Annotated in this window: 30 protein-coding genes and 1 pseudogene; 15 read left to right on the top strand and 16 right to left on the bottom strand. The window is 69.1% G+C overall.

Translation table 11 applies throughout. The annotated features are described in order from the left end of the window. The first annotated feature begins 72 nt into the window (after positions 1 to 72). Positions 73 to 498 (top strand): OsmC family protein, encoded by a 426-nt coding sequence (locus ACFWTE_RS19975; RefSeq protein ID WP_378781090.1) that lies wholly within the window; start codon positions 73 to 75, stop codon positions 496 to 498. Between the two features lie 158 nt (positions 499 to 656). On the opposite strand, the gene ACFWTE_RS19970 is transcribed toward ACFWTE_RS19975, so the two are convergent. Continuing rightward, a complete protein-coding gene (locus ACFWTE_RS19970; RefSeq protein ID WP_378781089.1) occupies positions 657 to 1,412 on the bottom strand; it encodes an Atu4866 domain-containing protein in 756 nt (251 codons plus the stop codon). A 56-nt stretch (positions 1,413 to 1,468) separates the two neighbouring features. Continuing rightward, positions 1,469 to 2,026, bottom strand: coding sequence for a hypothetical protein (locus tag ACFWTE_RS19965; RefSeq protein ID WP_378781087.1), 558 nt, complete (start codon positions 2,024 to 2,026; stop codon positions 1,469 to 1,471). Between the two features lie 155 nt (positions 2,027 to 2,181). Between ACFWTE_RS19965 and ACFWTE_RS19960 the strand changes: the two genes are divergently transcribed. After that, positions 2,182 to 2,415, top strand: coding sequence for a multiprotein-bridging factor 1 family protein (locus ACFWTE_RS19960; protein WP_378781106.1), 234 nt, complete (start codon positions 2,182 to 2,184; stop codon positions 2,413 to 2,415). A 17-nt stretch (positions 2,416 to 2,432) separates the two neighbouring features. Next, a pseudogene (locus ACFWTE_RS19955) lies at positions 2,433 to 2,612 on the top strand (HipA N-terminal domain-containing protein); the annotation flags it as partial. Positions 2,613 to 2,668: 56 nt separating this feature from the next. Here ACFWTE_RS19955 and ACFWTE_RS19950 read toward each other — a convergent pair. From ACFWTE_RS19950 to ACFWTE_RS19940, 3 genes are all read right to left on the bottom strand, one after another. Then, on the bottom strand, positions 2,669 to 3,751 hold the full coding sequence (locus ACFWTE_RS19950; protein WP_378781085.1) for a Fic family protein: 1,083 nt from the start codon (positions 3,749 to 3,751) through the stop codon (positions 2,669 to 2,671). A gap of 757 nt (positions 3,752 to 4,508) precedes the next feature. Next, on the bottom strand, positions 4,509 to 5,486 hold the full coding sequence (locus tag ACFWTE_RS19945) for a CPBP family intramembrane glutamic endopeptidase (RefSeq protein WP_378781083.1): 978 nt from the start codon (positions 5,484 to 5,486) through the stop codon (positions 4,509 to 4,511). A gap of 227 nt (positions 5,487 to 5,713) precedes the next feature. Further along, positions 5,714 to 6,358, bottom strand: coding sequence for a hydrolase (locus ACFWTE_RS19940; protein WP_378781082.1), 645 nt, complete (start codon positions 6,356 to 6,358; stop codon positions 5,714 to 5,716). A 299-nt stretch (positions 6,359 to 6,657) separates the two neighbouring features. On the opposite strand from ACFWTE_RS19940, the gene ACFWTE_RS19935 reads away from it, so the two are divergent. From ACFWTE_RS19935 to ACFWTE_RS19910, 6 genes are all read left to right on the top strand, one after another. Beyond that, a complete protein-coding gene (locus ACFWTE_RS19935) occupies positions 6,658 to 7,617 on the top strand; it encodes a DUF5996 family protein (protein WP_378781080.1) in 960 nt (319 codons plus the stop codon). Between the two features lie 193 nt (positions 7,618 to 7,810). Further along, positions 7,811 to 8,914, top strand: a complete 1,104-nt coding sequence (locus ACFWTE_RS19930; RefSeq protein ID WP_378781079.1) for an LLM class flavin-dependent oxidoreductase — start codon at positions 7,811 to 7,813, stop codon at positions 8,912 to 8,914. A gap of 106 nt (positions 8,915 to 9,020) precedes the next feature. After that, entirely contained in the window at positions 9,021 to 10,073 is a 1,053-nt protein-coding gene (locus tag ACFWTE_RS19925; protein WP_378781078.1) for a pirin family protein, read from the top strand. Between the two features lie 113 nt (positions 10,074 to 10,186). Beyond that, positions 10,187 to 10,585 (top strand): GNAT family N-acetyltransferase, encoded by a 399-nt coding sequence (locus tag ACFWTE_RS19920; protein ID WP_378781077.1) that lies wholly within the window; start codon positions 10,187 to 10,189, stop codon positions 10,583 to 10,585. Then, on the top strand, positions 10,582 to 11,037 hold the full coding sequence (locus ACFWTE_RS19915) for a carboxymuconolactone decarboxylase family protein (protein ID WP_378781076.1): 456 nt from the start codon (positions 10,582 to 10,584) through the stop codon (positions 11,035 to 11,037). Before ACFWTE_RS19920 ends, ACFWTE_RS19915 begins: the two co-directional genes overlap by 4 nt. A 7-nt stretch (positions 11,038 to 11,044) precedes the next feature. After that, positions 11,045 to 11,233: a hypothetical protein gene (locus tag ACFWTE_RS19910; RefSeq protein ID WP_378781074.1), complete on the top strand. Its 189-nt coding sequence runs from the start codon at positions 11,045 to 11,047 to the stop codon at positions 11,231 to 11,233. Positions 11,234 to 11,240: 7 nt separating this feature from the next. Here ACFWTE_RS19910 and ACFWTE_RS19905 read toward each other — a convergent pair whose 3' ends face one another. From ACFWTE_RS19905 to ACFWTE_RS19865, 9 genes are all read right to left on the bottom strand, one after another. Next, on the bottom strand, positions 11,241 to 13,103 hold the full coding sequence (locus ACFWTE_RS19905; protein ID WP_378781072.1) for a carboxylesterase/lipase family protein: 1,863 nt from the start codon (positions 13,101 to 13,103) through the stop codon (positions 11,241 to 11,243). 47 nt (positions 13,104 to 13,150) lie between these two features. Then, complete coding sequence (locus ACFWTE_RS19900) at positions 13,151 to 14,452, bottom strand: MFS transporter (protein WP_378781071.1); 1,302 nt, start codon at positions 14,450 to 14,452, stop codon at positions 13,151 to 13,153. 106 nt (positions 14,453 to 14,558) lie between these two features. Next, positions 14,559 to 15,272: a DUF3159 domain-containing protein gene (locus tag ACFWTE_RS19895; RefSeq protein WP_378781070.1), complete on the bottom strand. Its 714-nt coding sequence runs from the start codon at positions 15,270 to 15,272 to the stop codon at positions 14,559 to 14,561. A 64-nt stretch (positions 15,273 to 15,336) separates the two neighbouring features. Then, the gene (locus tag ACFWTE_RS19890) at positions 15,337 to 17,223 is read right to left on the bottom strand and encodes an alpha/beta fold hydrolase (RefSeq protein WP_378781069.1); all 1,887 of its coding nucleotides are present in this window, start codon (positions 17,221 to 17,223) and stop codon (positions 15,337 to 15,339) included. A 262-nt stretch (positions 17,224 to 17,485) separates the two neighbouring features. Next, complete coding sequence (locus ACFWTE_RS19885; RefSeq protein ID WP_378781068.1) at positions 17,486 to 17,794, bottom strand: GNAT family N-acetyltransferase; 309 nt, start codon at positions 17,792 to 17,794, stop codon at positions 17,486 to 17,488. Positions 17,795 to 18,023: 229 nt separating this feature from the next. Then, complete coding sequence (locus ACFWTE_RS19880) at positions 18,024 to 18,533, bottom strand: alpha/beta fold hydrolase (protein ID WP_378781067.1); 510 nt, start codon at positions 18,531 to 18,533, stop codon at positions 18,024 to 18,026. A 49-nt stretch (positions 18,534 to 18,582) separates the two neighbouring features. Beyond that, positions 18,583 to 19,509 carry a VOC family protein gene (locus ACFWTE_RS19875; RefSeq protein ID WP_378781066.1) on the bottom strand — a complete coding sequence of 309 codons (927 nt, stop codon included), beginning with the start codon at positions 19,507 to 19,509 and terminating at the stop codon, positions 18,583 to 18,585. A 32-nt stretch (positions 19,510 to 19,541) separates the two neighbouring features. Next, positions 19,542 to 19,766 carry a (4Fe-4S)-binding protein gene (locus tag ACFWTE_RS19870; RefSeq protein WP_378781065.1) on the bottom strand — a complete coding sequence of 75 codons (225 nt, stop codon included), beginning with the start codon at positions 19,764 to 19,766 and terminating at the stop codon, positions 19,542 to 19,544. Positions 19,767 to 20,076: 310 nt separating this feature from the next. Further along, a complete protein-coding gene (locus tag ACFWTE_RS19865) occupies positions 20,077 to 20,706 on the bottom strand; it encodes a TetR/AcrR family transcriptional regulator (protein WP_378781064.1) in 630 nt (209 codons plus the stop codon). Between the two features lie 134 nt (positions 20,707 to 20,840). Between ACFWTE_RS19865 and ACFWTE_RS19860 the strand changes: the two genes are divergently transcribed. The 3 genes from ACFWTE_RS19860 to ACFWTE_RS19850 all read left to right on the top strand — a co-directional run bounded on the left by ACFWTE_RS19860 (position 20,841) and on the right by ACFWTE_RS19850 (position 22,737). Next, positions 20,841 to 21,497 carry a hypothetical protein gene (locus tag ACFWTE_RS19860; protein WP_378781107.1) on the top strand — a complete coding sequence of 219 codons (657 nt, stop codon included), beginning with the start codon at positions 20,841 to 20,843 and terminating at the stop codon, positions 21,495 to 21,497. Beyond that, positions 21,386 to 21,877 (top strand): methyltransferase, encoded by a 492-nt coding sequence (locus ACFWTE_RS19855; protein WP_378781104.1) that lies wholly within the window; start codon positions 21,386 to 21,388, stop codon positions 21,875 to 21,877. The genes ACFWTE_RS19860 and ACFWTE_RS19855 overlap by 112 nt, the downstream gene beginning before the upstream one ends. A 134-nt stretch (positions 21,878 to 22,011) precedes the next feature. Continuing rightward, a complete protein-coding gene (locus ACFWTE_RS19850; protein WP_378781063.1) occupies positions 22,012 to 22,737 on the top strand; it encodes a flavodoxin family protein in 726 nt (241 codons plus the stop codon). Positions 22,738 to 22,785: 48 nt separating this feature from the next. Here the strand turns inward: ACFWTE_RS19850 and ACFWTE_RS19845 are convergent, their stop codons facing one another. Then, on the bottom strand, positions 22,786 to 23,253 hold the full coding sequence (locus tag ACFWTE_RS19845) for a MarR family winged helix-turn-helix transcriptional regulator (RefSeq protein WP_061081327.1): 468 nt from the start codon (positions 23,251 to 23,253) through the stop codon (positions 22,786 to 22,788). A gap of 134 nt (positions 23,254 to 23,387) precedes the next feature. Between ACFWTE_RS19845 and ACFWTE_RS19840 the strand changes: the two genes are divergently transcribed. Together ACFWTE_RS19840 and ACFWTE_RS19835 are read left to right on the top strand one after the other, a co-directional pair. Further along, positions 23,388 to 24,149 (top strand): MerR family transcriptional regulator, encoded by a 762-nt coding sequence (locus tag ACFWTE_RS19840; protein ID WP_378781062.1) that lies wholly within the window; start codon positions 23,388 to 23,390, stop codon positions 24,147 to 24,149. Positions 24,150 to 24,535: 386 nt separating this feature from the next. Further along, on the top strand, positions 24,536 to 25,144 hold the full coding sequence (locus ACFWTE_RS19835) for a transposase (RefSeq protein ID WP_378781061.1): 609 nt from the start codon (positions 24,536 to 24,538) through the stop codon (positions 25,142 to 25,144). A 36-nt stretch (positions 25,145 to 25,180) separates the two neighbouring features. On the opposite strand, the gene ACFWTE_RS19830 is transcribed toward ACFWTE_RS19835, so the two are convergent. Next, positions 25,181 to 25,513, bottom strand: a complete 333-nt coding sequence (locus ACFWTE_RS19830; RefSeq protein WP_378781060.1) for an ArsR/SmtB family transcription factor — start codon at positions 25,511 to 25,513, stop codon at positions 25,181 to 25,183. Between the two features lie 68 nt (positions 25,514 to 25,581). Between ACFWTE_RS19830 and ACFWTE_RS19825 the strand changes: the two genes are divergently transcribed. After that, the coding region (locus tag ACFWTE_RS19825) for a zinc-binding dehydrogenase (protein WP_378781059.1) at positions 25,582 to 26,367 on the top strand (786 nt) is incomplete at its 3' end.

Here is a 26,367-nt window from a genome sequence, read left to right as displayed (position 1 = left end):
GCACGGGTCGCAGCCGGAACGCCGGGCTCCCCATCGCTTCCCTCTACGCACCGCAAAAGAAAAGGACTCACCGTGGCAACCAAGCGCTCAGCACGCACCGTCTGGAAAGACGACCTGCTCAACGGCAACGGCGTCGTCACCTTCGCCTCTTCCGGTATCGGTGACCAGCCGGTGTCGTGGCCGTCGCGCGCGGAGCGGGCCAACGGAAAGACCAGCCCGGAAGAGCTGATCGCCGCGGCCCACTCCAGTTGCTTCTCCATGGCGCTCTCGCACGGCCTCGAAGGAGCGGGCACCCCGCCCATCAGGCTCGTCACCTCCGCCGACGTGACGTTCCAGCCCGGCGAGGGTGTCACCGGCATCCACCTCACCGTCGAGGGCACCGTTCCCGGCATCGACGACGACGCGTTCGTCGCCGCGGCGCAGGAGGCCAAGGCCGACTGCCCGATCAGCAAGGCCCTGTCGGGCACGACGATCACGCTCTCGGCCAGACTCGTCTGAACCGGACCGGACATCTCCCGGGATACCGCGCGCCGCGTGAGCGCGCGGTATCCCTCGCCATGAGTACCGCCAGGGCCGGGAACAGCCGTGCCCGTGCACGGAGCGGCCACGCACACCGTCGGACAGGACGGGCTCGGCGCCGCACAGGTATGTGGGGATCAGCCCAGGTGCATGATGTAGCCGACGTGGTGCAGTTCTTCACCGCGGAAATATCCCACGGCCCAGAAGCCGAGGTCGTCAAGGTAGTCGATCCGGTCGTCGTCGATCCAGTACCGGCCCTGGTAGGCGTGCGGTCGGCCGCCACGTGTCTCGTCGTAGCGGCCGTCGGCGGTGAGCTCCTGGTGCAGGAAGTCGGCCTGGTCGATCCAGACGCCGACCCGCGGGTTGCCGGTCAGGTCCGGGGAGGCCGGGATGCCCATGGCGGGGGCGGTGGCCCGGTCGGGGGCGTCGCTGCCGGCCCACAGCACGGGCCGACCGGCCGCGACCAGTGCGCGGACCTGCTCCGGCCGGGACATGAGCGTGGCCAGGGCACTGGGCACGTCGGCGGCGAGCTCGTCGGGCACCACCAGCAGGTCGCTGGCGTTGCCCGGGGTCAGTGTCGCGACGTGCTCCGAGCGTTCGCCGCGGCCTCCGGCCAGCGCGACGGTGTCCACGACGGCGGGGACGATGGTCATGCCCGTGGAGTCGACGACGATGGCGTTGTCGTCCTCCGCCGCGGTGAACAGGGACGGGCCGACCGCCACGATCAGAGAACCGACGAACAGGATGTCGGCACCGGTCATGGGCCCGATCAGCGGGTCCATCGTCAGGATGCGGGCGTTGGTGAACAGGACGGGGCGTCCCGCGTCGTTCGAAAGGATTTCGTCGAGGGCCTTGGAGTTCCAGCCCGCGATGTCCGTGTCGGTGGTGCTCATTGCTCGCTCCTCAGAGGAGTTCGGGTTTGTCGGTGGGCGGTGCGCGAAGTGCGCTGCTACGGGCCGAGCGGGCGGTTGATGGCACCGGGCGGCTTCTGCACCATCAGCTTGGGCGCGTTCCGCCGTCGGAACCAGGCCGCGATGTCCCCAGGTCCATCGCACCTACGGTGAGCGCCGCCCGATACGGCGGGCTGGGCGATGAGCCAGTCGGCGACCGATGCCGCGTTGCGGCCCTCGACCTGCCCGAACAGGCCTTCTCCGCTGACGGCGTCGACGAAGCCGATGTGCCAGGCGTCCGCGATCAGTTCCCACTTGCGGGTGTGCGGGTTCTGTCTCCAGACCGGTTTGCCCCGGCGGGTCTCGTCGATCCCGATCGCCTCGGCCGGCGGTGGATCGGCGGGCAGGGGTCGGGCGGCATCATCGGTGAGGCAGCGCTGGGTGATCGGCCAGGACAGGCCCAGGTCTCGTCCGGCCTGGGCCACGGTGTGGCCGCCGTCGTAGACCGCCCCGCTCCCGCCGCAGGACAGGTGCCTGGGGGCGGTGGTGCGGTAGCCCTTGAGCCGGGTGGCGAAGACCCCGTAGGAGGGGCAGGCCTGTGCGGAGTCGGTACCCACAGAATCTCGCGGGTGGGGCAAGCCGGAGTTTCGTGTGGACGCCCTCCGCATGTTCATCGGTCCATTTGAAGGTATCCACCCACCGCCCGTCGGTTTCGCTGTCCTCGTTCGAGGACGATTCACCGTTGTCCTCGTTCGAGGACGGAGAACAGGCGATGCCGGAAGAGTTCGCTTTGACGGGGTGGTCCAAGCTCGGTGCCCTGGTCCGTGACACCCGGCTCTCCCAGGGCCTCAGTCAGGCGGCCCTGGCCACCCGGGCCGGTGTCGCCCGTTCCTGGCTGGCCCGCGTCGAGGCCGGACACCCAGCAGGACGAACCGGACGCCATTGGCGCCGACCTCAGGGCGGCCGCGCGAGCGCGCCGGGCCTCCTGGGGCCTGCCGACCGCTGACACCAGGAGCACCGACGATGACTGAGCGTTTGGTCGTCCTGCTGTCAGGTGAGGTCGTGGGACACCTGGAACGCGCAGCCTCCGACGAGGACCCCACGTGCTCCTACACGGCCGAGTACGTGCGCGACGGCGAGGTGACACTCTCCGCGCGCCTGCCACTCCAACGGACAGCAAGACTCCCCGCCGGGCTCAACAAACAGGCGTTTGTGGACAACTTGCTCGACCATGATCGCCGATCGTGGCTTGTGTCAGCTCACTCGGGGCGCGTCAACACGTCCAGGAACTCGTGGTTCACGAAGAGGCGTTCTCGACCGACCTTGACGTCGCGGAGGAGCCCCGCCCCGACCAGGGCGTGCAACCAGGACGACGCGGTCTGGCGCGAGACATCGCATCGGTCGGCGACAATGTTGATGCGGCAGTAGGGCTGCTCGAACAGGACGGCCAAGAACTGTGCGTCCCGCCCGCCCGAAGTGGCAGCGCGAACTCGCTCGGCAATGTCCTCCTGACACGTGCGGATGGCTCCGATCTTTCGAGTCGTCGACACCGCAGAGTCGCGCACAACGTCGAGCATGTAGAGGACCCATTCGATCCAGGCGCCGTCAGCTGTCACGGCTCGCAGGAGTCGGTAGTAGTCGTTCTTGCGGGCGATGATGGCGCGTGAGAGATAGAGGATCGGGTCGCGCAGTAGACCGGCCTCTATCAGCATCAGGATGTTGATGACGCGGCCGGTGCGTCCGTTGCCATCGTGGAAGGGGTGGATCGCCTCGAACTGGTAATGGGCCACTGCCATACGCACCAGCGGATCAAGATCGTCCTCAGCGTGAACGAATCGCTCCCAGGCTGAAAGCTTCTCGCGAATGAGGTCGACGCCCTCGGGTGGGGCATACACAACCTGCCGTGTGGTCGGGTTCGCGATGCGCGTGCCGGCCACCGCACGAATGGCCATCTCCCGCCCCTGCAACTCGGAACAGATTCGGGCAGCTGTCGCAGACGTGAGCGGCCGGTTCCTGATCGATTCGACTCCTGCGAAAAGCGCGCTCCGGTAGCGCAGTGCCTCCTTGGTAGCGTGGTCCCCCCCGCCCGAGTCGGCGTGCTTGAACAGTTCATCGGCGGTGGTCACGATGTTCTCGATCTCGGAGCTGGCTTGCGCTTCGAGCAGCGGGACAGCGTGGATCAGGATGTTGGGGTTCGGCAGCACCTGGCCGGCCTGGGCGAGTGTCGCCAGTGCCGTTCGGGCTTGGACGGTCGCCTTGAGCACGGGCTTGGGTTCCAGGTCAAGGCCGGCCGGTGGCAGCGGGGGCAGACCGTTGAAGGGAACGTCGGGGCTCCAGAGCACGCGTCAACTCCTTCGACGTGTCCGCGAAACATGTTAAGAATCCTCGATAAAATTAACATGTTCCCGTGGCGTGTTAGGTGTCTCGACACGTCCTCATCACGCGTCGCCCCACGTTCGGGAGGTGTGTCGGCGGGAATCCGGGGCATCTGATTGAGGTTCGATTTTTCGTTTCCCGGTGGGTGGGACTCCTGTGAACAGCAGTTTCGTGAGGCCACCATGGGCGCAACCGACAAACAGCACCGCCGGATGACCGCCGCCGCACTGACCAGCAAGGGCCCCAGCGGCCCGCACTGCCTGCTCACCCAGGACCAACCAATAATCAAACCTCAGACAGAGAGTCGAAAAACAGCGGCTTCGGGCTTCGCATGGTCTGGAACGAGCAAACCCCCGACCGCGTTTCCGCGGTTCAGGGGCTTGTGTGGTGCACTCGGGAGGACTCGAACCCCCAACTTTCTGATCCGTAGTCATCGGATGACCGGATGAATATCCGCAGGTCAGAGCTGGTGTGCTGCCGTCTCGGTGTCGCACTTTTCCACGTATGTGTCACGTCGCCGCGATCGGTGCTCCGTCAGGCCTTCGGCGTGCTTCCTGTTCCATGGGGGGAGAATCTGTGCGGTTCACCGCGGTCCTGCCTCTCGCATCCGCGTACCGGCGTCAGACGATGTGCGCGGGCCACACTAGAGGACTCTTCCTCGGCCGCGACGCCCGTCTCGCACGAAGTTCCGGGGACGGCGGACACCGTGTCCCCGGGACAGGGTCAAGCCGTTCCTGAGACGGGGGCGAGCCGGTCGCTCCGGCCCTCGCGCGGCTCCGGCGGCGTCGTGGCCGGGCCGGTCTTGCGGGTCCGGAACCACACGACCACTGCGGTGCCGATGAGGGCGAGGGACCCGGTGATCAGCAGAGCGGTGTCCAACCCTCCGGCCGAGCGGTCGAGCCTGATGGAGATGTCGGCGTTCAGGGCGATCCAGAAGATGAAGGTGAGGGTGTTAAAGGCCGCGTGGACGACAGCCGCGATCTCGATTCCTCCGGTTCGCCAGGTGACATACCCCGTGACGACGGAGAAGAGAAGGTAGAACACGTTCCACCACGGGTCGCCGGCGGTGTGGATGACGCTGAACAGGCCGGCCGACACGCCGATACCCAGGAACAGCGACGTCCGTCGGCCGCGCCCCCAGCTCGCGGCGACGCGGAAGACGAACCCGCGCAGGCCGTACTCCTCACCCGTCGCCTGCAGGGGCACGATGAGGACGGTCACGACGAGCATCCAGACAACGTCCTGGTACCGCCACACGGCGACCTCACCGGGGGACAGAAGCTCGAAGACGGCGAGCGCGACCAGGAAGGCGGGGATGATCGCCAGCAGAGCCCGGGCGAACAGGTCGAAGCGGAAGCCCGACACGACCGAGCTCAGGGTGGCGCCCCGAACCTTGTAGAGCCAGCGCTGGAGGAACATGCTCCACGGGATGACCAGGGCGACGGCGATCAGGCTCAGGGTATGGGCCACGGGAGTGAAGACCAGGCGCTCGTCACCCGGGACGCCCGGCCACAGGATGCCGTCGATCCACGTGCCCACCGCCTGGAACACGATGATGGCGCCGAACATGCCTCCGAGGAGCAGGACGATGGCGAGAATGCCGCGGCCGATACGGCGTTCCTCTCCCGCCAGCACCCGGTGGTACTCGACTCCTGGCGGAACGGGCTTCAGCCCTCGGGATTGCCGTGCTGTGGCGGTCATGGGACCACTTCTCCTTGTTCTGCTCCGTTGTTCGCGGGCCGGACCGGGCGGGGGCGTGCGCCGCCGAAGGTCGGTCCGTGCGGACGCCGCCCAGTCAAAACTCCGACGCCGCGTCCGACTCAAGGCCACAGCACCGTGATCCGCGCCGCAGAGCCGCCGTCGCCGACCCCGCGGACCACTGACCGGGGCCGGTGGCGGAGTCCGTTCCACTGCCGTGCCGCCCCCTCTCAGGCGCGGCCGGCCAGCAGCTGCATCTCCCAGGCGAAGGCGACACCGCTGGCGCCGCCGTGCTGCACCAGGATCTCGGCCTGCCCCGCCGCGGTCTTCTCACGAGCCCAGTCGCGCTGCCACTCCGCGACCACGGCCAGCCAGTTGAGCGGCGTCACGTCGGCGTCGATCATGCGCCGCACGGCCATCTCGTGGGCTTCCACCGACACACCCCCCGACGCGTCGGTGACGGCGTAGACGTCGTAGTCCTCGCCCGCCGCATGGATCGCCGGCATGGCCACACAGATCTCCGTCCAGAGTCCGGCCATGATCACCTTCTTGCGGCCGGTCGCCCTGACGGCTTCGACGACCCGCTCGTCCTCCCAGGTGTTGATGAGCGTGCGGTCGATCGGCTTCTGCTCCGTGAACACGTCCTGGATCCCCTGGATGAGGTGGCCGCCACGGTCCGCGAGCACGGTCGTCAGGATGGTCGGGACGTCGAACAGCTTGGCGGCCTTGGCCAGGCCGACCGCGTTGTTGAGGACGACGGACGGCTCATGGCTGTGCAGGTTGGCGACCTGGAACGGCTGGTGGTCGATCAGGAGGAGGACGCTCTCCTCCGGGGTGAGCAGGGCGTCGAGTCCGTTCTTGGCCTTGGTGCTCATGGCGGTACCTCCGGGGGTTCGTGTTCTGGGGGCTCGGGCGGCGGGTCACCGCCCCAGTAGTTGACACATCATCCACATTAGCATTTTTGGATGACGTGTCAACAAAATGCGGGCACACATCCCGAACCTCCGGACTAGGCGCGGACCTCGCCATGAAGTTGACTCATCATCTACTATCTGGATAGCGCATCAATCACCTTCGGACCCCGTGCCGAACCAGGGCACCGCGGACACAGGGCCCCGTCGGCAGGACACGACCCCGCGCTCCCGGATGACACCGCGATGGAAGCGAGAACCAGATGACCGACTCATCGACCGTGAACTGGCCGAGCCTGCGGGTCTCGGACTGGACGGACACCCGTGAGACCCTGCACATGTGGACCCAGATCGTGGGCAAGATCCGTATGGCCCACGCCCCGCTGGTCAACCACTGGTGGCAAGTGCCCCTGTACGTCAGCCCGCGCGGACTGACCACCTCGACCGTCCCCTACCGTTCGGGGGCCTTCGAGATCGAGTTCGACCTCCTCGACCACCGGATCGAGGTCCGCAGCAGCGACACCGGCACGCGCGGCTTCCCGCTGCGGCCCATGACAGTCGCGGCGTTCTACTCCCAGGTGATGTACCTGCTCGACCAGCTCGGGATCAAGGCGCCGATCCGACCGGTCCCCAACGAGGTCGACCCGGCCATCCCCTTCGCCGAGGACCACGAACACGCCTCCTACGACGCCGAGGCGGTCACCCTGTTCTGGCGCCAGCTCCTGCAGGCCAACCGGGTGATCGGCGAGTTCCGCTCGCACTTCGTCGGCAAGGTCAGCCCGGTGCACTTCTTCTGGGGAGGGATGGACCTGGCCTGCACCCGCTTCTCCGGACGACCCGCCCCCGAACACCCGGGCGGAGTACCCAACTGCGGCGACTGGGTCATGGTCGAGGGCTACTCCCGAGAACTCTCCAGCTGCGGCTTCTGGCCCGGCGGTGGCGAGGAAGGCGCCTTCTACTCCTACGCCTACCCCGCGCCCGACGGCTTCGCGGAGCAGGCGCCCGGCCCCGAGGGCGCGTTCTACAGCACCGAGTTCCAACAGTTCCTCTTCCCCTATGAGGCCGCCCGCACCGCGCCCGACCCCGACCGCGCCGTGGCCGAGTTCCTGCACAGCACCTACGAGGCCGCCGCGGACCTCGGCCACTGGGACCGCCCGGCACTGGAGGACGACCCCCTGCGCTGGCACGGAACACCCGCGAACGCGGGGAGCGACGGAAGCTGACCGGGTATCCACCGGAGGCGACCGGCGGCCACGATCACAAAGCAAGCACAATATGGTTGATATATCAATAAAAAATCTGAAGCATGCAGTTGACTGATCCACCGGACGGTGACGATGTCGGGACAGGAGCGACCAGGCCCGGCACCTCGTTCACCACACCAGTCGGAGCAGCAACCACAGGGAGGTGGGTGCGATGCAGTTCGGGATCTTCACCGTCGGTGACGTGACACAGGACCCCGTCACCGGTCGGACGCCGACCGAGCACGAGCGGATCAAGGCGATGGTCGCCATCGCGCGCAAGGCCGAGGAGATCGGGATGGACGTGTTCGCCACCGGCGAGCACCACAACCGGCCGTTCGTGCCCTCGTCCCCGACCACCATGCTCGGCTGGATCGCGGCGCGCACCGAGCGGATCATCCTGTCCACGTCCACCACGCTGATCACCACCAACGACCCGGTGAAGATCGCGGAGGACTACGCCATGCTCCAGCACCTGGCCGACGGACGCGTGGACCTGATGATGGGCCGCGGCAACACCGGCCCGGTCTACCCCTGGTTCGGCCAGGACATCCGGCAGGGCATCAACCTCGCCATCGAGAACTACGCCCTCCTGCACAAGCTCTGGCGCGAGGACGTCGTCGACTGGGAAGGCAGGTTCCGTACCCCGCTGCAGGGCTTCACCGCCACCCCCCGCCCGCTCGACGGCGTCCCCCCGTTCGTCTGGCACGGCTCCATCCGCTCGCCGGAGATCGCCGAACAGGCGGCCTACTACGGAGACGGCTTCTTCGCCAACAACATCTTCTGGCCCAAACGGCACTTCCAGAAGCTGATCGGCCTCTACCGCAAGCGCTACGCCCACTACGGCCACGGCACCCCCGAACAGGCCGTCGTCGGCGTCGGCGGCCACATCTTCATGCGGCCCAGATCCCAGGACGCCGTACGGGAGTTTCGTCCCTACTTCGACCACTCCCCCCTGATGGGCGGCGGACCGTCCCTGGAGCAGTACATGGACGAGACCCCGCTGACCGTCGGCAGCCCCCAGCAGGTCATCGACAAGACCCTCACCTTCCGCGAGAACTTCGGCGACTACCAGCGCCAGCTGTTCAACGTCGACGGCGCCGGGGTCCCCCTGAAGACCGTGCTGGAGCAGCTCGACATCCTCGGCGAGGAGGTCGTGCCGGTCCTGCGGAAGGAATTCGCCAGAAACCGGCCGACCGGCGTGCCCGATGCCCCCACCCACGCCTCGCTGCTCGCCGCCCGCGCCGCCGGGGACGCCTCCGCGGCGGTGACGGGCTGAGGCGCGACGGCGAACCCGCGGGACGGACACCCGTTCCGATCCGCGCCGGCCCGCCAGGTCGCGCCCGCGCCCGTATCCGCGTCCGTGCACCAGGAAGGGCACCGCAATGACCAATACAGAGACCCACCCGGACGCCTTCGTATGTAGCGAGGGCGGCCTCCCAGGCCCCTCGGCCGCGTGCGAGGGCGGCGCTCCGGTCGAGATCATCACCGCCCGTGACGTGCCCCTGGGCGGGCCGCGCGCGATCAACGTGCGCCGCACCCTGCCGCAGCGGCAGCGCTCGCTGATCGGCGCGTGGTGCTTCGTCGACCACTTCGGCCCGCACGAGGTAGCGGACACCGGCGGAATGGACGTGGCCCCGCACCCGCACACGGGGCTGCAGACGGTCAGCTGGCTGTTCGACGGCGTCATCGAGCACAACGACTCCGGCGGGAACACGGGCACCATCCTGCCCGGCCAGATGAACCTGATGACGGCGGGATCGGGCATCTGCCACTCCGAGACCTCCACTCCGGAGGCGGTCCGGATCCACGGCGTGCAGCTCTGGGTCGCCCTGCCTGACGAGGTCCGGCACAGCTCGGAACGCGGGTTCGAGCACTACGTGCCCGAGCCGGTCGAGTTCGACGCGGGCACGGCACTCGTGTTCCTCGGCTCCCTGCTCGGTTCGCGGTCGCCGGTGCGCATGTACACACCGCTGGTGGGGGCCGAGCTCAGGCTGAACCCCGGCGGGGTCCTCGCCCTGCCGGTCGACCCCGGGTTCGAGCACGGCCTGCTGGTGGACACCGGCGACCAGGTCAGACTCGAAGGCGTGCGCGTGCCCAAGGACGCCGTGGGCTACACCGGGGTGGGTGCGCAGACCCTGCGGGTGGCCAACGAGGGCGACCAACAGGCCAGGTTCGTGCTCCTGGGCGGTGCCCCCTTCGGCGAGGAGGTCCTCATGTGGTGGAACTTCCTGGGCCGGACGACGGAGGAGATCACGCGCTACCGGGAGGAATGGCAGAACCACGGCGAGCGGTTCGGGGAGGTGGAGGGCTACGTGGGGCACGGCGGCCCGGGCAGGAACCATGAGGGCATGGCGAGGATTCCGGCCCCGGAGCTGCCGCCGGTGCAGATGCGCCCCAGGAAGAACCCGCCGCCGCACGCACAGTTCGACGGCTGACCAACACCGCGCACACGAGCCCCGCCAGGGGCCGGGGGCAGCCGCCTCCAACGCACCCATCAGGGACCGGGCCGAACACCGCGCCCGCAGACAAACAAGAAGAGGTGTCCGACATGACCGAACAGCGAACGGACAGGACGGGTGCGCCCGTGTCCATCGCACTCGACCAGGACCGCGCCATCAGCGCCTACACCGTGAGCGTGGACGAGGGGACCCTCGCCGGACGCGCGGACTTCGTCGACCCGCCACAGGCAGCCGACGAGCGCATCTTCTTCCACACCGAGGTCGCTGAGGAGTTCGGCGGCCGGGGCCTGGCCGGACTGCTCGTCCGCGAGGCACTGGCCGACAGCATCCGCAGGAACCTCACCGTCGTGCCCGTGTGCCCGCTGTTCGCCAGGCACCTGAAGGAGCACGGCGACGAGTACGAGGCCCGGGGCGGACAGTTCCGCCGCCCGAGACCGGCCGACCTCGCGCTGGTCAAGGAGACGGTCGAGAACGCGGGTGACGCGTGAACGCGGAGCGCCCCTACATCGACAAGGAGCACCCCAAGGTCTACGGGGCGATGCTCAAGGCGGCCACGGCCTCCCGGGCCGCCTCACACGAGGCCGGTCTGGGCGACGACCTGATCGAGATGGTCAACATCCGGGTGTCCCAGATCAACGGGTGCCCGACCTGCCTGAGCATCCACTTCCCCAGGGCGCTCGCGGCGGGCGTGGAGCAGAGCACCCTGGACGTGCTGCCCGCCTGGCGCGAGACGAAGCTGTTCACGGACCAGCAGCGGGCCGCGCTCGAACTGGCGGAGTCCCTGACCGTGCTCGACCCGACCATAGACCGGCAGGCCGTCAACGCCCGCGCGGCCGCCCACCTGACCACCGCACAGATCTCCGCGGTGGAGTGGACCACCACTCTGATCAACGCGTTCAACCGCATCTCGATCGCCAGTGGACACCCGGTGATCGGGTAGGAGCAAGGTGGAGGCCTCGCCCACCGAGCTCATCGAGCGCACTGGTGCCTCGGAGGTCCTCGCGAACGTCAGCACCTACGACCCCGACGAGGTCCGGAGGACGGACGAGTTCCTCGCGTCGCTTCAGGCCCCTGAGCGGATCGAGGTCGGGCCGTACGTGCGCCCCGACACCGGCGGGGCGCACGTACGGCAATAACCCCTCATCAGGGGACCGGGCCGTCGAACTCCATCCAGAAGTCGACTGCCTCCGGGCGCGGGCGGGGCGCCACCGCGCTACCACCGTCGAACTCCATGACATGCTCGGGCTCCTGGGCCACCGTGGGCCAGGCGGGCAGGCCGGGCCCGTCGGGGTCGCCGGTGCGCGCGAAGTTGACCCAGTAGGCGCTCATCTGGTCGCGGAGCCGGTAGTCGGTCTCGGTGTAGGCGGCGTCGCTGTCGGCGCCGAGGTTGTCGAAGGCGTACGGCACTTCCGCTCCGTGGTAGGCGCCGTACTTCTCCAGGTCCTCTTCCGGCGGGACGTGGGAGAAGAAGTAGAGGAAGGCGTCCGACGCGCCGGACTGTGTCTGTAGCCGGGCCCAGCGGTGCATCGCCCGGGTCATGACCTTGTCCGTCTGGGCCTGCAGGAGCGAGTCGAGGACCTGCTCCCCGGTCTCTCCGGGGTAGAGCTCCAGGAACCGTTCCGCGTCCTCGCCGTGCTCCTCCTGAACCGAGGCACGGTACTCGTCGACGTCGGTGTCGGGTGGCAGGGCCAGGGCCAGGGAGGCCTCGTCCGCGTTGCTGCCGACCAGGATCGGTACGTCCAGCTGGTTTCCTGAGGCGTAGACGTCCGCGGGTGCGGTGGGGAGCACGTGGCCGTCGATGAAGGGTCGCCAGTGGCCGACCAGTGGTTCCGCGGCGTCCAGGACCCGGTTCAGGGGCATTGCCCGCATCTCCTCCAGGGTGGCTCCGCCCAGTTCCTCGCTCAGGCGGAGCCCGGCGTCCGTGGCCGCTTCGCGGGTGTCGAACTGGTCGCCGTCCTCGGTGTCTCCGGTGGTGCCCATACAGGCTCCGCTACCCCCGATGACGCCGTCCACGAGGTCCTCGGCCAGCGGGGTCGCGCCCAGGAGGCACACGCTCTCGCCGCCGGCCGACTCTCCGGCCACGGTCACCTGGTCGGGGTCGCCGCCGAAGGCCGCGATGTTGTCGCGGATCCATTCCAGGGCGGCGATCTGGTCCTGGATCCCGTAGTTGCCCGAGGCCTCGCCCCCGGATTCCTCGGCGAGGTCGGGATGGGCGAGGAAGCCCAGGACGCCGAGCCGGTAGTTGAGGGTCACGGTGATCACCTCGCCCCGGGAGGCGAGAGCGGCGCCGTCGTAGAGCGGCAGCGCGCCGGAGCCGGTCATGAAACCCCCGCCGGGGATGTAGACGAGGACGGGCAGCGGCTCCGCGCCGCGCTCGGCCGCCCGCCAGATGTTGAGGGTGAGGCTGTCCTCGCTGACCGGATACGGGTTGAGGAGAGTGCCCTCCAGCGGGACGTCGATGACCTGCGCGAGCGCCCGGGTGGTGAAGGCGGACTCGCTCTGGACGGGGACGTCGGAGAAGCGGTCGGCTTCGAACACCTCGGTACGCGGCAGCGGAGGCTGGGGCGCCCTCCAGCGCAGTTCTCCCTCCGGCGGCCGGGCGTAGGGGATGCCCGCGAAGACCTCGACCGTGCCCGGGTCGTCGAGGACCCCTCGGACCGGCCCCTCCCCGGTGCCGACGAGTTCGGTCGGGGTGCGGTCCTGGCCTCCCGCGAGACGGTTCTGCGGTGCCGGGTAGGCGGCCACCGCCGTGGCGCTCACGAGTACGCCCGCGAGCAGCCACGCCGCGGTGCGCAGCAGCCAGTGGCCACGCAGCCACCAGCGGGCCGTCACGGCCAGGGCCGCGAGCAGCACGGCAATCAGCGCCCACCCCCACCAGGGGCTCTGGTTGAGCCACAGGAGCACACCGGCGACCACCGCGAGGGCGGGCAGCGGCAGTCGGCGCCGCATGGGCCGGAGCCCGCACAGGACACCGGCCGGTCGTGGCTTCAGCTCGTCGGTTCCCATCTCTCTTTCCGTTTCCTGAGCCGGGACCCGGTCGGAACAGCCGCACGTCAGGCCTCGACCGTGGAAGGGTCGGGGTCCGCTTCCTCCGGCTCGGAGCCGATGTCGTCGATCCGGCGGAACGCCGGGGCAACGAGGGCGGCCAGTACCGTTACCCCGACCAGGACCGCGATCACGGCCCCCGCCGCGGGCAGCCCGGCCGTCGAGGCCACCGCCGCGAGCGGGGCGCTGGTCAGGGCGGGCGCGGACAGCATCACGGTGTTCTGCGCGCCCAGCACACGGCCGCGCATGGCGTCCGGGGTGGCCTCGATCGTCAGCACACCGAGCACGCCTCCGGCCGGAGCGAAGAGGAACCCGGCCAGGGCCGCGCCACCCAGCACCAACCATGGAGAGGCCATACTGCCCACCGCGGCGAACCCGACCAGCGCGCCCAGCATCCCGATCACGAACCACACCCGTCGGCGCACCCGGAGCGCGAAGGCGGCGTAGAGCGCCGAGCCCCCGATACTGCCCGCGGCGATCGCGCTCAGGGTCAGACCCGTCAGCGCGGGAAGGTCCTGCTCGGTGAAGTAGGCGGGCATGAGTGTGGTCTGCAGAACGCTCAGGACCGCGATGAAGACCCCGGTGACCAGGGTCGAACCGAGGACCAGCCGATTGCGGAACAAGAACCGCCACCCGTCGGCCAGGTCGGCCGCCGCCCGTCGCAGCGGGCCCCCGGCGGCGTCGGCCGGGACGGGGTCCCGGGGCGGGACCTGTCCGGCCCGCGGGTCGAGCACGAGCGTGCTCAGCGCGGCGAACAGACTGGTCGCGGCGGCGGCGAGCAGGATCGCCGGGGACAGGACGAACAGCGCTACCAGCAGCCCGCCCAGGCCGGGCCCGGCCAGCAGGAGCACGTTGCCCACGGTCTCGCGGACCGCGACCAGCCGGTCCAGCCGGACCGGGCGCCCGTCCCGGCCCGGCTCCGTTTCACCGATGCGGGCCAAGGCGGGCAGCAAGGTCTCCTGGGCGGTCAAACCCGGAACCCGGATCAACGCCCCGACCACGGCCAACGCCAGAAACCAGGCCAGGTCCAGACCCCACGTCAGGTCGATGAACAACAGCGCCGCCATCGACAGGGCGGTGAGCAGGTTGGCGATGACCGACACCGCGCGCCGGTCGACCCGGTCGACGAGCAGCCCGGAGAAGAGCCCCGTCAGCGCGGAGACGGCCATGCCCACGGTCGCCATGATCCCCGCCGCGAGGACGTCGCCGGTGCGGTCGAGCACCAGGAGCGGGATCACCACGCTCGCGATCCCGGATCCCAACAGGGACAGTGCGTAGGAGGTGAAGTAGATCGTCGGACTGCGGCGCACGGTGGCCGGCCCCCTCAAGGAGTTGGTCGCGCGTACCCGGGACGGCGGGCACGCGCGAACTAATGGGACGGCTCCGTGAAGCACGGAACCGCTGGGGACGAACCGGTCAGCCCCTCGGATCGGCCGCGGAGCCGTCCGGCGCGACCAGTCGCTTGGTGGTGCGGCGGAACGCCCAGACGATGACGAGCACCGCCACCATCGTGAGCGGGAACCCGGTCACCGTGTCGGCGACGGCCAGCCCGGTGGTGGAGTCGGCCAGGTACATCCACTGCCGTACGACGAACCGGGCGGCGAGCACAGCCGTCACCACCAGCGTGGCCAGGTCGTGCACCCGCAGCGAGGGCCGGTCCTGACGCCAGGGGTGGGTGTTGCCGTGGAGAAGGTTCCAGATGAGACCGGTCACCGGGCGGCGAGTGAGGACCGTGCCCAGGGTGAGCAGGGCCAAGACCAGGGAACTCCAGATCCCGAACAGGAAGAAGTCGTTGGCCGAACCGGTGGAGGCCGCGATGCCGCCGGCGGCCGCGACGGCGATCACCCCGCCCAGCGCGGGCATGAGCCGCTCCCCGCGCCACAACCGGTACGCCCCCAGGGCCAGGGCCAACGCGATGGCGGCACTGATCGCCACGGTCAGGGCGGTGAAGGGGACGGTCGCCGCGAAGACCACCACCGGCAGGGCGGAGTACACCATCCCCGACGGACCGCCCAGACCCTTGAGCACCTCCTGCTTCAGGTCTGCGGGCGGTACGGGGCGGTCGGTGTGGTCGGTGTCGGTGACCCTGGTCTGGTCGGTGATATCACGCTCGCGTTCGTGGAAGTTCACGTCGGGTGCTCCTGACTGTGGGCTTGCCGGGGTGGTGGCGGGCTGCGGTGCGGTGCGTGGGCGGTCAGCTCTGTCGGGGACGTCCGCCCAGGTGCTGGGCGAGGAAACGGTCGGCGGCCTCGAACACGGCCATCTGGTTCTCGGGGTTCACGAACCCGTGTCCCTCGCCCTCGACGACCATGTACTCGACCTCCACGCCGCGCGAGCGCAGGGATTCGACGATGTTGTCGGACTCGGCCTTGACCACCAGCGGGTCGTTGGCCCCCTGCACGACCATCAGCGGGGCGCGGACCCGGTCGATCCGGGTGATCGGCGAGCGGTCGAGCATGTCCTGCTCCTGCTCGGGGATCTCGGGGTCGCCGATGTACCGGTACCAGTTGTTGACCAGGCCGGGCCTGACGAACGGGGGCTGGGTCCGCATGAAGTTGGCCAGGTCGGAGATCCCGACGACGTCCACGGCCGCCGCGAAGCGGTCCGGGGTGAAGGTGACCCCCACCAGCGCCGCGTACCCGCCGTAGGAGCCACCGACGATCGCCACCCGGTCCGGGTCCGCGTAGCCCTGGGCCACCGCCCAGTCCACGCCGTCGATCAGGTCGTCGTGCATCCTGCCCGCGAACTCGCCGATCGCGGCCTGGGTGTGCGCCTTGCCGAACCCGGTCGAACCGCGGAAGTTGACCTGGAGCACCGCGTAGCCGCGGTTGGCCATCAGCTGGGCCGGAGGGAAGTACCCCCAGGAGTCCCGAGCCCACGGACCGCCGTGGACCAGCAGCACCAGCGGCAGGTTGGCGGGCTCCACCCCGACGGGCAGGGTGAGGTAGGAGGGCAGGGTCAGCCCGTCGCGGGCGGTGATGGAGACCGGGCGCATCGGCGCCAGCGTCTCCGGGGCAAGGTGAGGGAAGGGCCGGAACAGCAGTCGGGACTCCCCCGTGGCGTGGTCGTAGAACCAGGTGGCGCCGGGGTCGCGGTCGTGTTCGAAGGAGACGACCCAGCGCTGACCGTCCCGGTCGAAGGACACGTGGGACAGGTCGCCCTCGGACAGCTTCTCCAGGTTGGCCAGCACCTCGGAGAAGTGCGGGTCCAGGGCGTGGATGACCTGGCGTTCGCCGAGGTAACGCACCCCCAGAAGCTCCCCCCGGTGGTCGCGGATCAGCGGTTCGGGCACGGCGGGGTTGACCATCATGCGCGCGTCGACGTCGAAAGTCGGGTGGCTGTCGACCTCGGTCTCCTCGCCGGTGATCAGGTCGACCCGGACCACGCGGGTGAGGTCGGTACCCCGGTTGGAGACGATCCACATGCCGGTCCCGTCCGGCGTGATCTGCCACGGCGACCCCACGGGGTAGTCGGCGCCCTTCCATTCCAGGACCCTGCGCGGCTCACCGGTGGCGGGGTCGCGGCGAGAGAACTCCACGTCGCCCTCGGCGGTCAGTTCGGACAGGAACATCGCCCCGTCGCCGCCCTGGACCCAGATCTTGCCGGGGCCGGGGCTCTCGGCCAGCAGGCTGAGTTCGCCCGTGGCGATGTCGACCTCGTGGGAGTCGAACATCCCGGCGGCTCGGGTGTCGAGCAGCAGGGTCACCTTCCCCGGTCGGACCGGGGAGGGGCCGAATCCCATGACCGTGGCTCCGGGAAAGGGTGTCAGGTCGACCGCCTCCGACCCCGGGGTGTCGAGGTCGACCCGGTGCAGATGCCACCTCTGGTCCCCGCCGTCGTCCTGGAGGTAGAGCAGCCAGCGCGGGTCGTCGGCCCACTCGAAGCTCTGCACGCTGCGGGTCTCGTCGGCGGTGACGGCCCGCGGTTCGGATCCGTCATCGAGGTCTTGGACCCAGATGTTGAGCCGGTTCTTCCAGGGCGCGAGGAAGGCCATCCGGGTGCCGTCCGGAGAGATCGACGCGCTGGTACGGCTCGGGGAGTCGAAGAGGTCCTTGATGGTGTGGAGCTTGGGAAGTGCCATGGTGTCCAGTCCTTGCTTCCGCGGCGTCGCTCGTGGTCAGGTGCTCTGCGATTCAATCCGCCGGGCCGTTCACCGGGTAGTGCCGCCGCGTCAACACCTCCGCATGACGTTCGTGGGGGTGAGGGCATGACACGGCGTCACTACCGCGGCTGTCGTCCTCGGTGAGACCGTTTCCTCGGCCCCTTTCTCGGGCCCCGGGTGGACCTCCTCGTCAGCGCGAAGGTCCCCGTGCTGCCCTGGTCGTCCTCCGGGCGGGGTCCGATCAGTCGATGACCTTGCTGCGGGACCGGTACAGCAGGTCCTGGTACTCCGGGTGGCGGGACATCCAGCCTGCGAAGAAGGGGCAGGTCGGGAGGACCCCCAGACCAGCGGAGCGGGCCTCGTCCAGAGCCGTACGCACCAGTGCCGATCCGACCCCCCGGCCCTCGTACTCCGGCGACACCTCGGTGTGCACGAACGCGATGAGCTCGTCCGTGCGGATGTACTGCGCCAGACCGGCCACGCCGGTCGCTCCGTCGACTCGGGCCTCGTAGCGCTTCGCCTCGGGCGCGTCACTCACTTCTACGGACATGTCTTCTCCTTCTGGCGTCTTCGGATGCAGACGTACACTCACTCAATTTAGATGATGAGTCAACTACTCTGCCGGTGTGGTCCACCACTGCCCCGGGCCGGTGGCGTCAGTGCGCCTCACCAGTACGCGACGCTTCCATGCGGCCCAGACGATCAGGCCGACGAGTGCGACGGCTCCGGGTGCGCCGAGGACGGCCAGCTTTCCTCGGCGTCCGGCGGGCGGCCGACCGCTAGTGGAGGAAGTCCAGGAGGGCGGTGTTGACCTCCTCAGCGTGCGTCCACAGCAGCCCGTGCGGGGCGTTCTCGACCTCCACGTACCGCGCCTGGGGCAGGAGCTTGTGGAACCGGCGGGCCGTGGCGTCGATGGGCAGGATGTTGTCCGCGGTGCCGTGCAGGATCAGGGCCGGCTTGCCGCTGGCGCGGACCGCCTCGACGTCGGCGCGGAAGTCCTCGATCCAGGAGGAGACCACCGCGTAGGCCGCCACCGGGGCGCTGGTCGAATTGGTGAAGTCCTCCACATGGGTCACGGTGGCGCCGCCGGCCTCGGTCCACGAGTTCAGGTAGACGCCCTCGCGGATCTTCCTCAGGTTGAGCCTGACCGTCTCGGCGTGACCGTCCGGGGCGAGCCCGCCGCCCTCCTCGACGACGAAGCTGCCCTGCGACGGCGAGTCGAAGGTGAACTTCACCTTCAACGGCCCCAGGTCGAACCTGTAGCTCTTGCCGACCAATTGCGCGGTCATGGTTTTCCTGCCTCTCGCTGCCGGAGAATCCGGCGGTTGAGTTGAAAGTTCACGTCAGAGGGGCGTTCCGGCCGCTCTTGCTGTTCGGCGGAGCCGCGGTGTCCTTCGGGACCGGAACCACGCTGAGGCGGACCGCGTTGGCCCAGGGGCCCTCGAAGCGAACCGTCCGGCCGTCGTCCTGGATCTGGACGCGATGGTGCCGCATGCGCTCGGTCAGTTCACCGATGTCGTCGGCGGAGGGCACCTCGATATCCACCCGTCCCAGGCCGAGCGCCGGTCGGCGGCGACCGGCGCCTCGGCTCTTCCAGACGTTCATCGCCATGTGGTGGTGGTATCCGCCAGCGCTGACGAACACGGCTTGGTCCCCCAGGGCCAGCGTCACGTCGAAGCCCAGCCTGGTGGCGTAGAAGTCGCGCGCGGTCCGGACGTCACCGACGGAAAGATGGATGTGCCCGACCCGGCCGTCACCGACCGGCTCCCCGGCGAGCCCGCGCTCATCGAGGTGTTCGCGCAGGTAGGCGCTGGGATCGAGGGAGAGGACGCCCATCTCGACCTGCCCGTGGGTCCAGCTCCACTGCGTGCGGTCGCGGTCCCAGTACAGTTCGACCCCGTTGCCCTCGGGGTCGTCGAAGTAGAAGGCCTTGCTGACCAGGTGGTCGCTGGATCCGGTGAACGATCCCGGGCGCATGCGGGCGACGGAGTGGACCGCCGCGGCCGGACCGGCCTCGGTGTCGAAGAGGATGGCGGTGTGGAACAGCCCCGCCTCACCCGGTGAGGCGTGCCGCAGCTCCGGTGTCCGCAAGAGAACGACGATCGGCCGACCGGAGCGGCCGAGGGTCACCTTCGGCCCGCTCTGCTCCAGCACACTCAGGCCGCCCCCGTCGCGGTAGTAGACGGTCATTCCGTCGAGGTCCGCGACGTTCAGCGTGACGGCGCCCATCGAGGTGTCGGCCGCGAGATGTGTACCTGTGCCCATGGTCCTCGCCCACTTGCTTGAATGCCGTCGTCTCATCCGGCGCGGCGGTACTCCAGCGCACCCGAAGGACAGCACCGCACCATCTCGGCCGTGCGATCGGCGGAGGCGTTGTCCGGCTGGATCCACGGACGCTGCTCGATGTCGAACACCTCGGGCAGACCGCGGACGCACTCGGCGGCGTGCTGGCAGCGCCCCGCCTCGAAGGTGACCGAGATCGAACGCCCCTTGTACGTCTTCCTTCCGGATCCGCCGCTCATGCCTGCCCCCGTCACCGCGGTGCCCGTCTTCGGCCGGCCTGGGCCGGTCCGGGCCTGTTTGGTTTGACCTGGTCATCACGCTAGCAATAATTAGTTGATGCATCAACTCACTTGCCAGAAATTGACCGGCCAGACTTCGACTTTCGCGACACCAAAATCCCACTTCAGGGCAGGTTTTCGGCACTCCCCAGCAACCCCAAAATTTGATGACTAGTCAACCAATGAGGTTTAATCATGCGTATCGCCGCCGGAGCACCGGCGGTCCGGCCACAGGGAGACCGTTGGGGGAAGGGTGATCCTACAGACGAGGTCAGCCGGAGCCCGGCCCGCCCAGGGCCGCGACCGCCTGAGCACCGAGCCAGGATTCGGCCCGCCCGTAGTTCCAGCCGCAGTCCTTGAGCAGGGTGCGCCAGGCGGCGATTCCGAAGCAGAACCAGAGGCGGTCCGAGACCTCCTCGACGTCCAGGCGCTCGGACACGAACCCCTTCGCGACGAGGACGGTCGCGGCTTCGCGCAGCGCGCCGCGGTAGCTCCCCATGACCTGCTCCCAGATTCGGTCGGCGCCCTCGTCGCCCAGCGAGGCGTACAGCAGGTCGATCGAGTCGCTGAAGCGCTCATGGTCGGAACGGGTTCCCCGGGCGAGACAGGCGGCGGCCGCCGCGAGGTCGGGAGCGGAACGGAGTTCCTCGATGGTCTCGGAGGCCGCGGATTCGGCCACGTCCAGCCTGAGCAGCTCGCGCAGGAGTTCGGACTTGGTGCCGACGCTGGCGTACACGGTCTTGACCGCCGTACCGGCTTCACGAGCGATGTCGGACATGGTCACGCGCAGGTACCCGCGGCTGACGAACAGCCCCCGCGCCGCGTCGAGGATCTCCTCGCGGGTGCGGGCGGCGTCACGTTCACGGCGGGGGGAGCGGTAGGCCCTGGGCTCGGAAGACACGTCCGGATTCTAACTTCTACACACTTGACGCATTCAATACACACGGCCTAACCTCAATTCTGGCCGACAGCGGCGCCGCGCTGCCGAGCGTGCGGCCCGAACCCAGGGAAACGAGATCCACCATGGCCCCAGAAGTGGCATCGGCACCCTCGAACGAGCAGTCCTCCGGCGCGCTCTCCGCCCGGATGGCGGGGATGCTGTCGGGGTTCGCCGTCTCCCAGGCCCTCTACGCGGTCGCCAAGCTCGATCTCGCGGCGAAGCTGCTCGCGGGGCCGCGCACACCGGCCGAGCTGGCGGAGGAGGCCGGCGTGTCGGAGGACCCGCTGCGCCGGGTCCTGCACACCCTCAGCGGTGTCGGGGTGGTGACCCACCAGGAGGGCGGCCGCTTTGCCGTCACCGACCTGGGCGCCACCCTGGCCCGGGAAACACCCGGTCCCCTGCACGGAACCGCGCTGATGTGGATGGAGACCCACTACGAGGCGTTCGGGGAACTCCTCGGCACACTGCGGACCGGCCGCACCGGGTTCGCGCTGCACCACGGCCAGGAGTTCGTCCCCTACCTGCGCGAGCACCCCGAGCACCTGCCCGCCCTGACCTCCGCGATGGCCGAGCTGAACGGGGGCCGCGCCGGGCCCTGCTGTCCGACTACCGGCTGCCGGAGGGCGAGGTCGTCGCTGACATCGGCGGGGCCGACGGTTCGGTGCTCGCAGCCCTCCTGGCCGACGACCCCGGGCGGCGCGGCATCGTCATGGACCTGCCCGAGGTCGTCCCCGCCGCCACCTCCCGGATGAGCGCGGCCGGGCTGGCCGACCGGGTGAGCGCGGTCGGCGGCGACTTCTTCGCCGGGGTGCCCTCGGCCGACGTCTACCTGCTCTCCGCGGTCCTGCACGACTGGTCCGACGAGGACTGCGCGCGGCTGCTCGCGCGCATCACCGGGGCGGCCCGACCGGGCGCCCGGCTCGTGGTGATCGAGTCGCTGCTGCCCCTGGGCGACGAGCCGCACCCGAGCAAGCTGAGCGATCTGATCATGTTGACGATGGCGGGCGGGCGGGAACGTACCGAGTCCGAGTACACGGCTCTTCTGGGCGCTGCCGGGTTCGTCGTCGACAGGACGGTCGTGGCCCCGGCCGGTGGTTACTGCGCCATCGAGGCGACCCTCAAGGCCGGTTGAAGACCGCACGCCGAACCCTCACCAAGCCGTTGGCCCGCCCCGTTCCGCCTTCTCTTCGACGCCGACCAGTGGACCGAAGGGACGACGGCACCGAGTCGCCGGTCAGCACTACCGAACTTCCGAAAGGACATCCCATGACCGTACCCGTGAGCGAGAAGCCCGACTTCAGCGGGCTGCGCGCGCTTTACATCAACTGCACTCTCAACCGGTCCCCGCAGCGCAGCCACACCCAGGGGGTGATCGACCGCAGTGCGGCGATCATGGAGGCGAACGGGGTCAGCGTGGACCAGTTCCGCGCCGTCGACCACGACATCGCCACCGGAGTCCGCCCGGACATGACCGAGCACGGGTGGGAGACCGACGAGTGGCCCGCGCTGCTGGAGCGGGTTCTGGCCGCCGACATCCTGGTCATCGGCGGACCGATCTGGCTGGGCGACAACAGTTCGGTGACCCGCCTGGTGATCGAGCGGCTCTACGGCTACTCCGGCGTACTCAACGAGCAGGGGCAGTACGCCTACTACGGGCGCGTGGGCGGCACCCTGCTCACCGGCAACGAGGACGGCCTCAAGCACTGCGCGATGAGCATCCTCTTCAGCCTGCAGCACATCGGTTACACGATCCCGCCCCAGGCCGATGCCGGATGGATCGGTGAGGTCGGCCCCGGCCCGTCCTACCTGGACGAGGACTCCGGCGGCCCGGAGAACGACTTCGCCAACCGCAACATCAGCTTCATGACCCATAACCTGATGCACACGGCCGCGATGCTCCGTCGCGCCGGCGGCTTCCCGGCCTACGGCAACCAGCGCGCGGCCTGGGACGCCGGCTGCAGTCCCGACAACGCCAACCCCGAGCACCGCTGACCATCAGGGAAGGCTGACGCGGATCCGCGCGAAGGCCGTGCCGCCGAATCAGTCCGCCTGCTTCTCCATATGTTCCAGGACGCGATGGGAGAGTCGGGCGAAGGTGGTGAGCTGGTTCGGGGTCAGGGCATCGATGAACAGACGGCGGACGTGCTCGACGTGCACGGGCGCGGCCTCCTGGATCGCCTGGTAGCCGAGCGGGGTGGCGACCACGAACGCTCCGCGCGCGTCGTCGGGGCATTCCCTCTTGGTCACGAGTCCGCGCTTCGCCATCCGTGTGACCTGGTGGGACATGCGGCTCTTCTCCCATTCGGCGAGTTTGGCCAGTTCCAGGAAGCGCATCTCCCCGTCCTTTGCCTCGGTGAGCCGGACGAGCACCATGTAGTCTGCGGCGGACAGTCCGGAGTCGGAGCGGACGAGGCGGGACAGCCTTCCGATGAGTGCTTCCTGCATACGGATGAAGTTCTCCCAGGCCCTCTGTTCGTCCGGGCTGAGCCAGCGTGGTTCCTCATTCATAGGAGCAGTCTACAGAATTCGTTGACACTTCATCGAAATCAGCCCACATGACGACGGCGGCGAACCCCGGCGGCCGGGACATCCCGCCTCGGGTTTCGTTCGGTCAGGGTAGATAGGGAAGGGGGAGTCGCCCGATGCTCAGCAGTGAACTCGCCGAACTGGCCGGTGTCACCGTCCGCACACTGCGCCACTACCACCAGATCGGCCTGCTGCCGGAGCCCCCGCGCTCGACCGGCGGTTACCGGCGCTACAACGTGGGCGACCTCGTGCGGCTCCTGCGGATCACGAAGTTGACCGCGCTGGGCGTACCCCTGTCCGCGCTCCCGTCGGTGCTGGATGATCCGAAGGCCGCGGAGGCGCTGCTGGACGAGCTCGACCGCCAGGCGTCCGCCGAGATCGAACGGCTCAACGCCCGGCGGGCCAACATCGCCGCCCTGCGCAGCAGCGGCTCCCCGCCCGACCTGCCCCCGGAATTGTCGGTACTGCGCTCCGGTCCCGGGGCCAGGCTGCCCGAGGACATGGTCCGGCACGAACATGAACAGCTGGTCCTGCTCGGACACCTGCTCGGTGAGGACGGCCCAGCGGGGTTCGCCGCACTGCTCGGCGGGGTGGACAGGGAGATGCTCACGGGGCTGGAACCGCTGACGGCGCGGTTCTACGCCCTCGGACCCGACACCCACGACGACGAGGTCGCGTCCCTGATCGACGCCTGGGTCACCGGACTGGAACCGCTGTCAGAGCAGTTGGCCGGTACGCCTGCGCCCGACCCGAAGGTCTCTGTCCTGCTGGACGAACTGAACGAGCAGGCCCTCAAACCCGTCCAGCACCGGGTACTGCGCAGGATCCTGCAGCGGTTGGAGCACAGGCAGCGCCCGACCGGGTCCGAGCAGGGCTGAGCGCCGGCCCAGGCCCGCACAAGAGTGGGGCCGCTCCGCTGCGCTGGCTGTTCGACCTGCTAAGCGACCCCGCGGCAGGCATCAACACCCCCCGGGGGTGCGCTGGCGCGGACTGCTGGTCTGCGCGACCGACGGCATGACCCTGTCGCTGCCCGACAGCCCGGCCAACCTGACCGCCTACACCAAGCACCGCTGCGACAACGGCGGGGCGGGCTACCCCGCGCTGCGGATGCCCGCGCTGGCCTCCTGCGGCACCCGCACCCTCATCGACGCCGTCTCCGGGCCCGCCGCCCGGGGCGAGACCGCCTACGCCCCCGGGCCGCTCCGCAGCACGGGCGAGGGCATGATCGTGTCGGCCGACCAACAGCTTCGCCGCCCAGGCCTCGGTGAGCGCCATCGCGATCACCGGCGCGCAGGTGCTGGTGTGCGCCATCGACTACGAGATCACCGTCGCCACCACCGGCGGCCGCCGAAGGACCGGCTACCGGCTGGTCACCACCCTGACCGATCACGACGCCCGCACCGCCACCGGGCTGGTCGGGCTCTACCACCATCGGTGGGAGATCGAGACCGCCTGTCTGGAGATCAAGTCCACCCTGCTGGGCGGCCGCATCCTGCGTGCCCGGACCCCGGGCGGCATCGCCCAGGAGGTCTACACGCTGCCGGTCGCCTATCAGCTGCCGCCCCTGGCGATGGCCGATGCCACCGCCGCCCGCCCGGGTGTGGATCCGAACCGGGCCGGCTTCACCGTCGCGGTGAACGCCGACCGCGACCTGGTGATCCAGGCCGCAGGCGTCATCGCGGGCACGGTCATCGACCTCGTCGATATCATCGGGCGCCGTGTCCTGGCCGATCTGCTAACCGACCGGCGGGTGCGGGTCCGGCCCCGCGTGGTCAAACGCGTGATCTTCAAGTACAACGCCAAAGGCGACGTGGACCGGACCGGTTACAAGGCCACGATCAGCACCGACATCCTGGCTGGGATCGGTCCTTGACCACGCTCAAACAGCCTTGACCACACGGCATCGGATCTAGAACACGTCGCCCAGGGTCTCCAGAAGGCGGGCGATGTTCGCCTCGTCGCGGCGGTAGTAGGTCCACTTGCCCCGCCGAGTGGCGACGACCAGCCCTGCCCGCCGCAGCATGGCGAGATACTGCGAGGTGGTCGACTGCCCCAGGCCTGCACGCCGCTGAATGTCGGTCACGCAGACGCCGATCTCAACGTCGCCGGGCTCCTGGCCGGGGAAGCTCATCGGCTCCTTGAGCCACACCAGCATCTGGCGGCGGGCCGGGTTGGACAGGGCCCGGAACACAGCCAGCAACTCCGCCTCCGAGAACATGTGGTGATCGTAGCGCAAATTCATTGACGATTCGTGATATGACGATCCAAGTCATATTGACGATTCGGGATATGACGATCTAGGATCGGCGCATGTCTACCTCGATGCGTGTGATGGAACTCGTCCGCTTCGGTGACGCGAACACAGCGTTCGCCACCCAGGAGCTGCCAAGACCCACCCCCGGACCCGGCCAGGTACTGGTGCGCGTGCTGGCCACGTCCGTGAACCCCCTCGACCTCCAGACCCGGCGCGGCGACTACCAAGACCAGGTGGCGCTGCCCGCGGTGATCGGCAACGACGTGTCCGGCGTGGTGGTCGAGACCGGCCCCGGGGCAGACGACTTCCAGCCGGGTGACGAGGTCTGGTACCTGGCGCCGATCTTCGCCGGACAGGGAACCTACGCCGAGTTCCACGTGGCCGACCAGACCCTGGTCGCCCGCAAGCCCGCACGGTTGTCGCACGTGGAGGCCGCCGGTCTGGCGCTCGTGGGCGTGACGGTGTGGGAGGCGCTGGTCGAACGCGCCGGGGTGCGGGTCGGGGAGCGGGTCTTGGTGCACGGCGGAGCGGGCGGGGTCGGCTCGGCCGCCGTCCAGCTCGCCAAAGCGCTGGGAGCCGAGGTGGTGACCACCGCACGGGCCAGGGATCACGAGTTCGTCACCGGACTGGGAGCCGACGTCGCGATCGACTTCTCGGCCGGTGACTACGTGCCGCGGGTCCGCGCGCTGGGCGGGGTGGACGTCGTGCTGGACACGGTGGGTGGGGACACCCTCGCCCGTAGCCCGGAGGTCCTCGCCGACCGGGGCCGTGTGGTGTCCATCGTGGACACCCCCGAACCCCAGAACCTGCTCGCCGCGTGGGGCGTGAACGCCACCTACCAC

It is taken from the genome of Nocardiopsis sp. NPDC058631 (genome assembly GCF_042716955.1).
Lineage (GTDB): Bacteria > Actinomycetota > Actinomycetes > Streptosporangiales > Streptosporangiaceae > Nocardiopsis.
The sequence above is the reverse complement of the archived record's forward strand: the minus strand, read 5'-3'. Positions and strand labels throughout refer to the sequence as shown.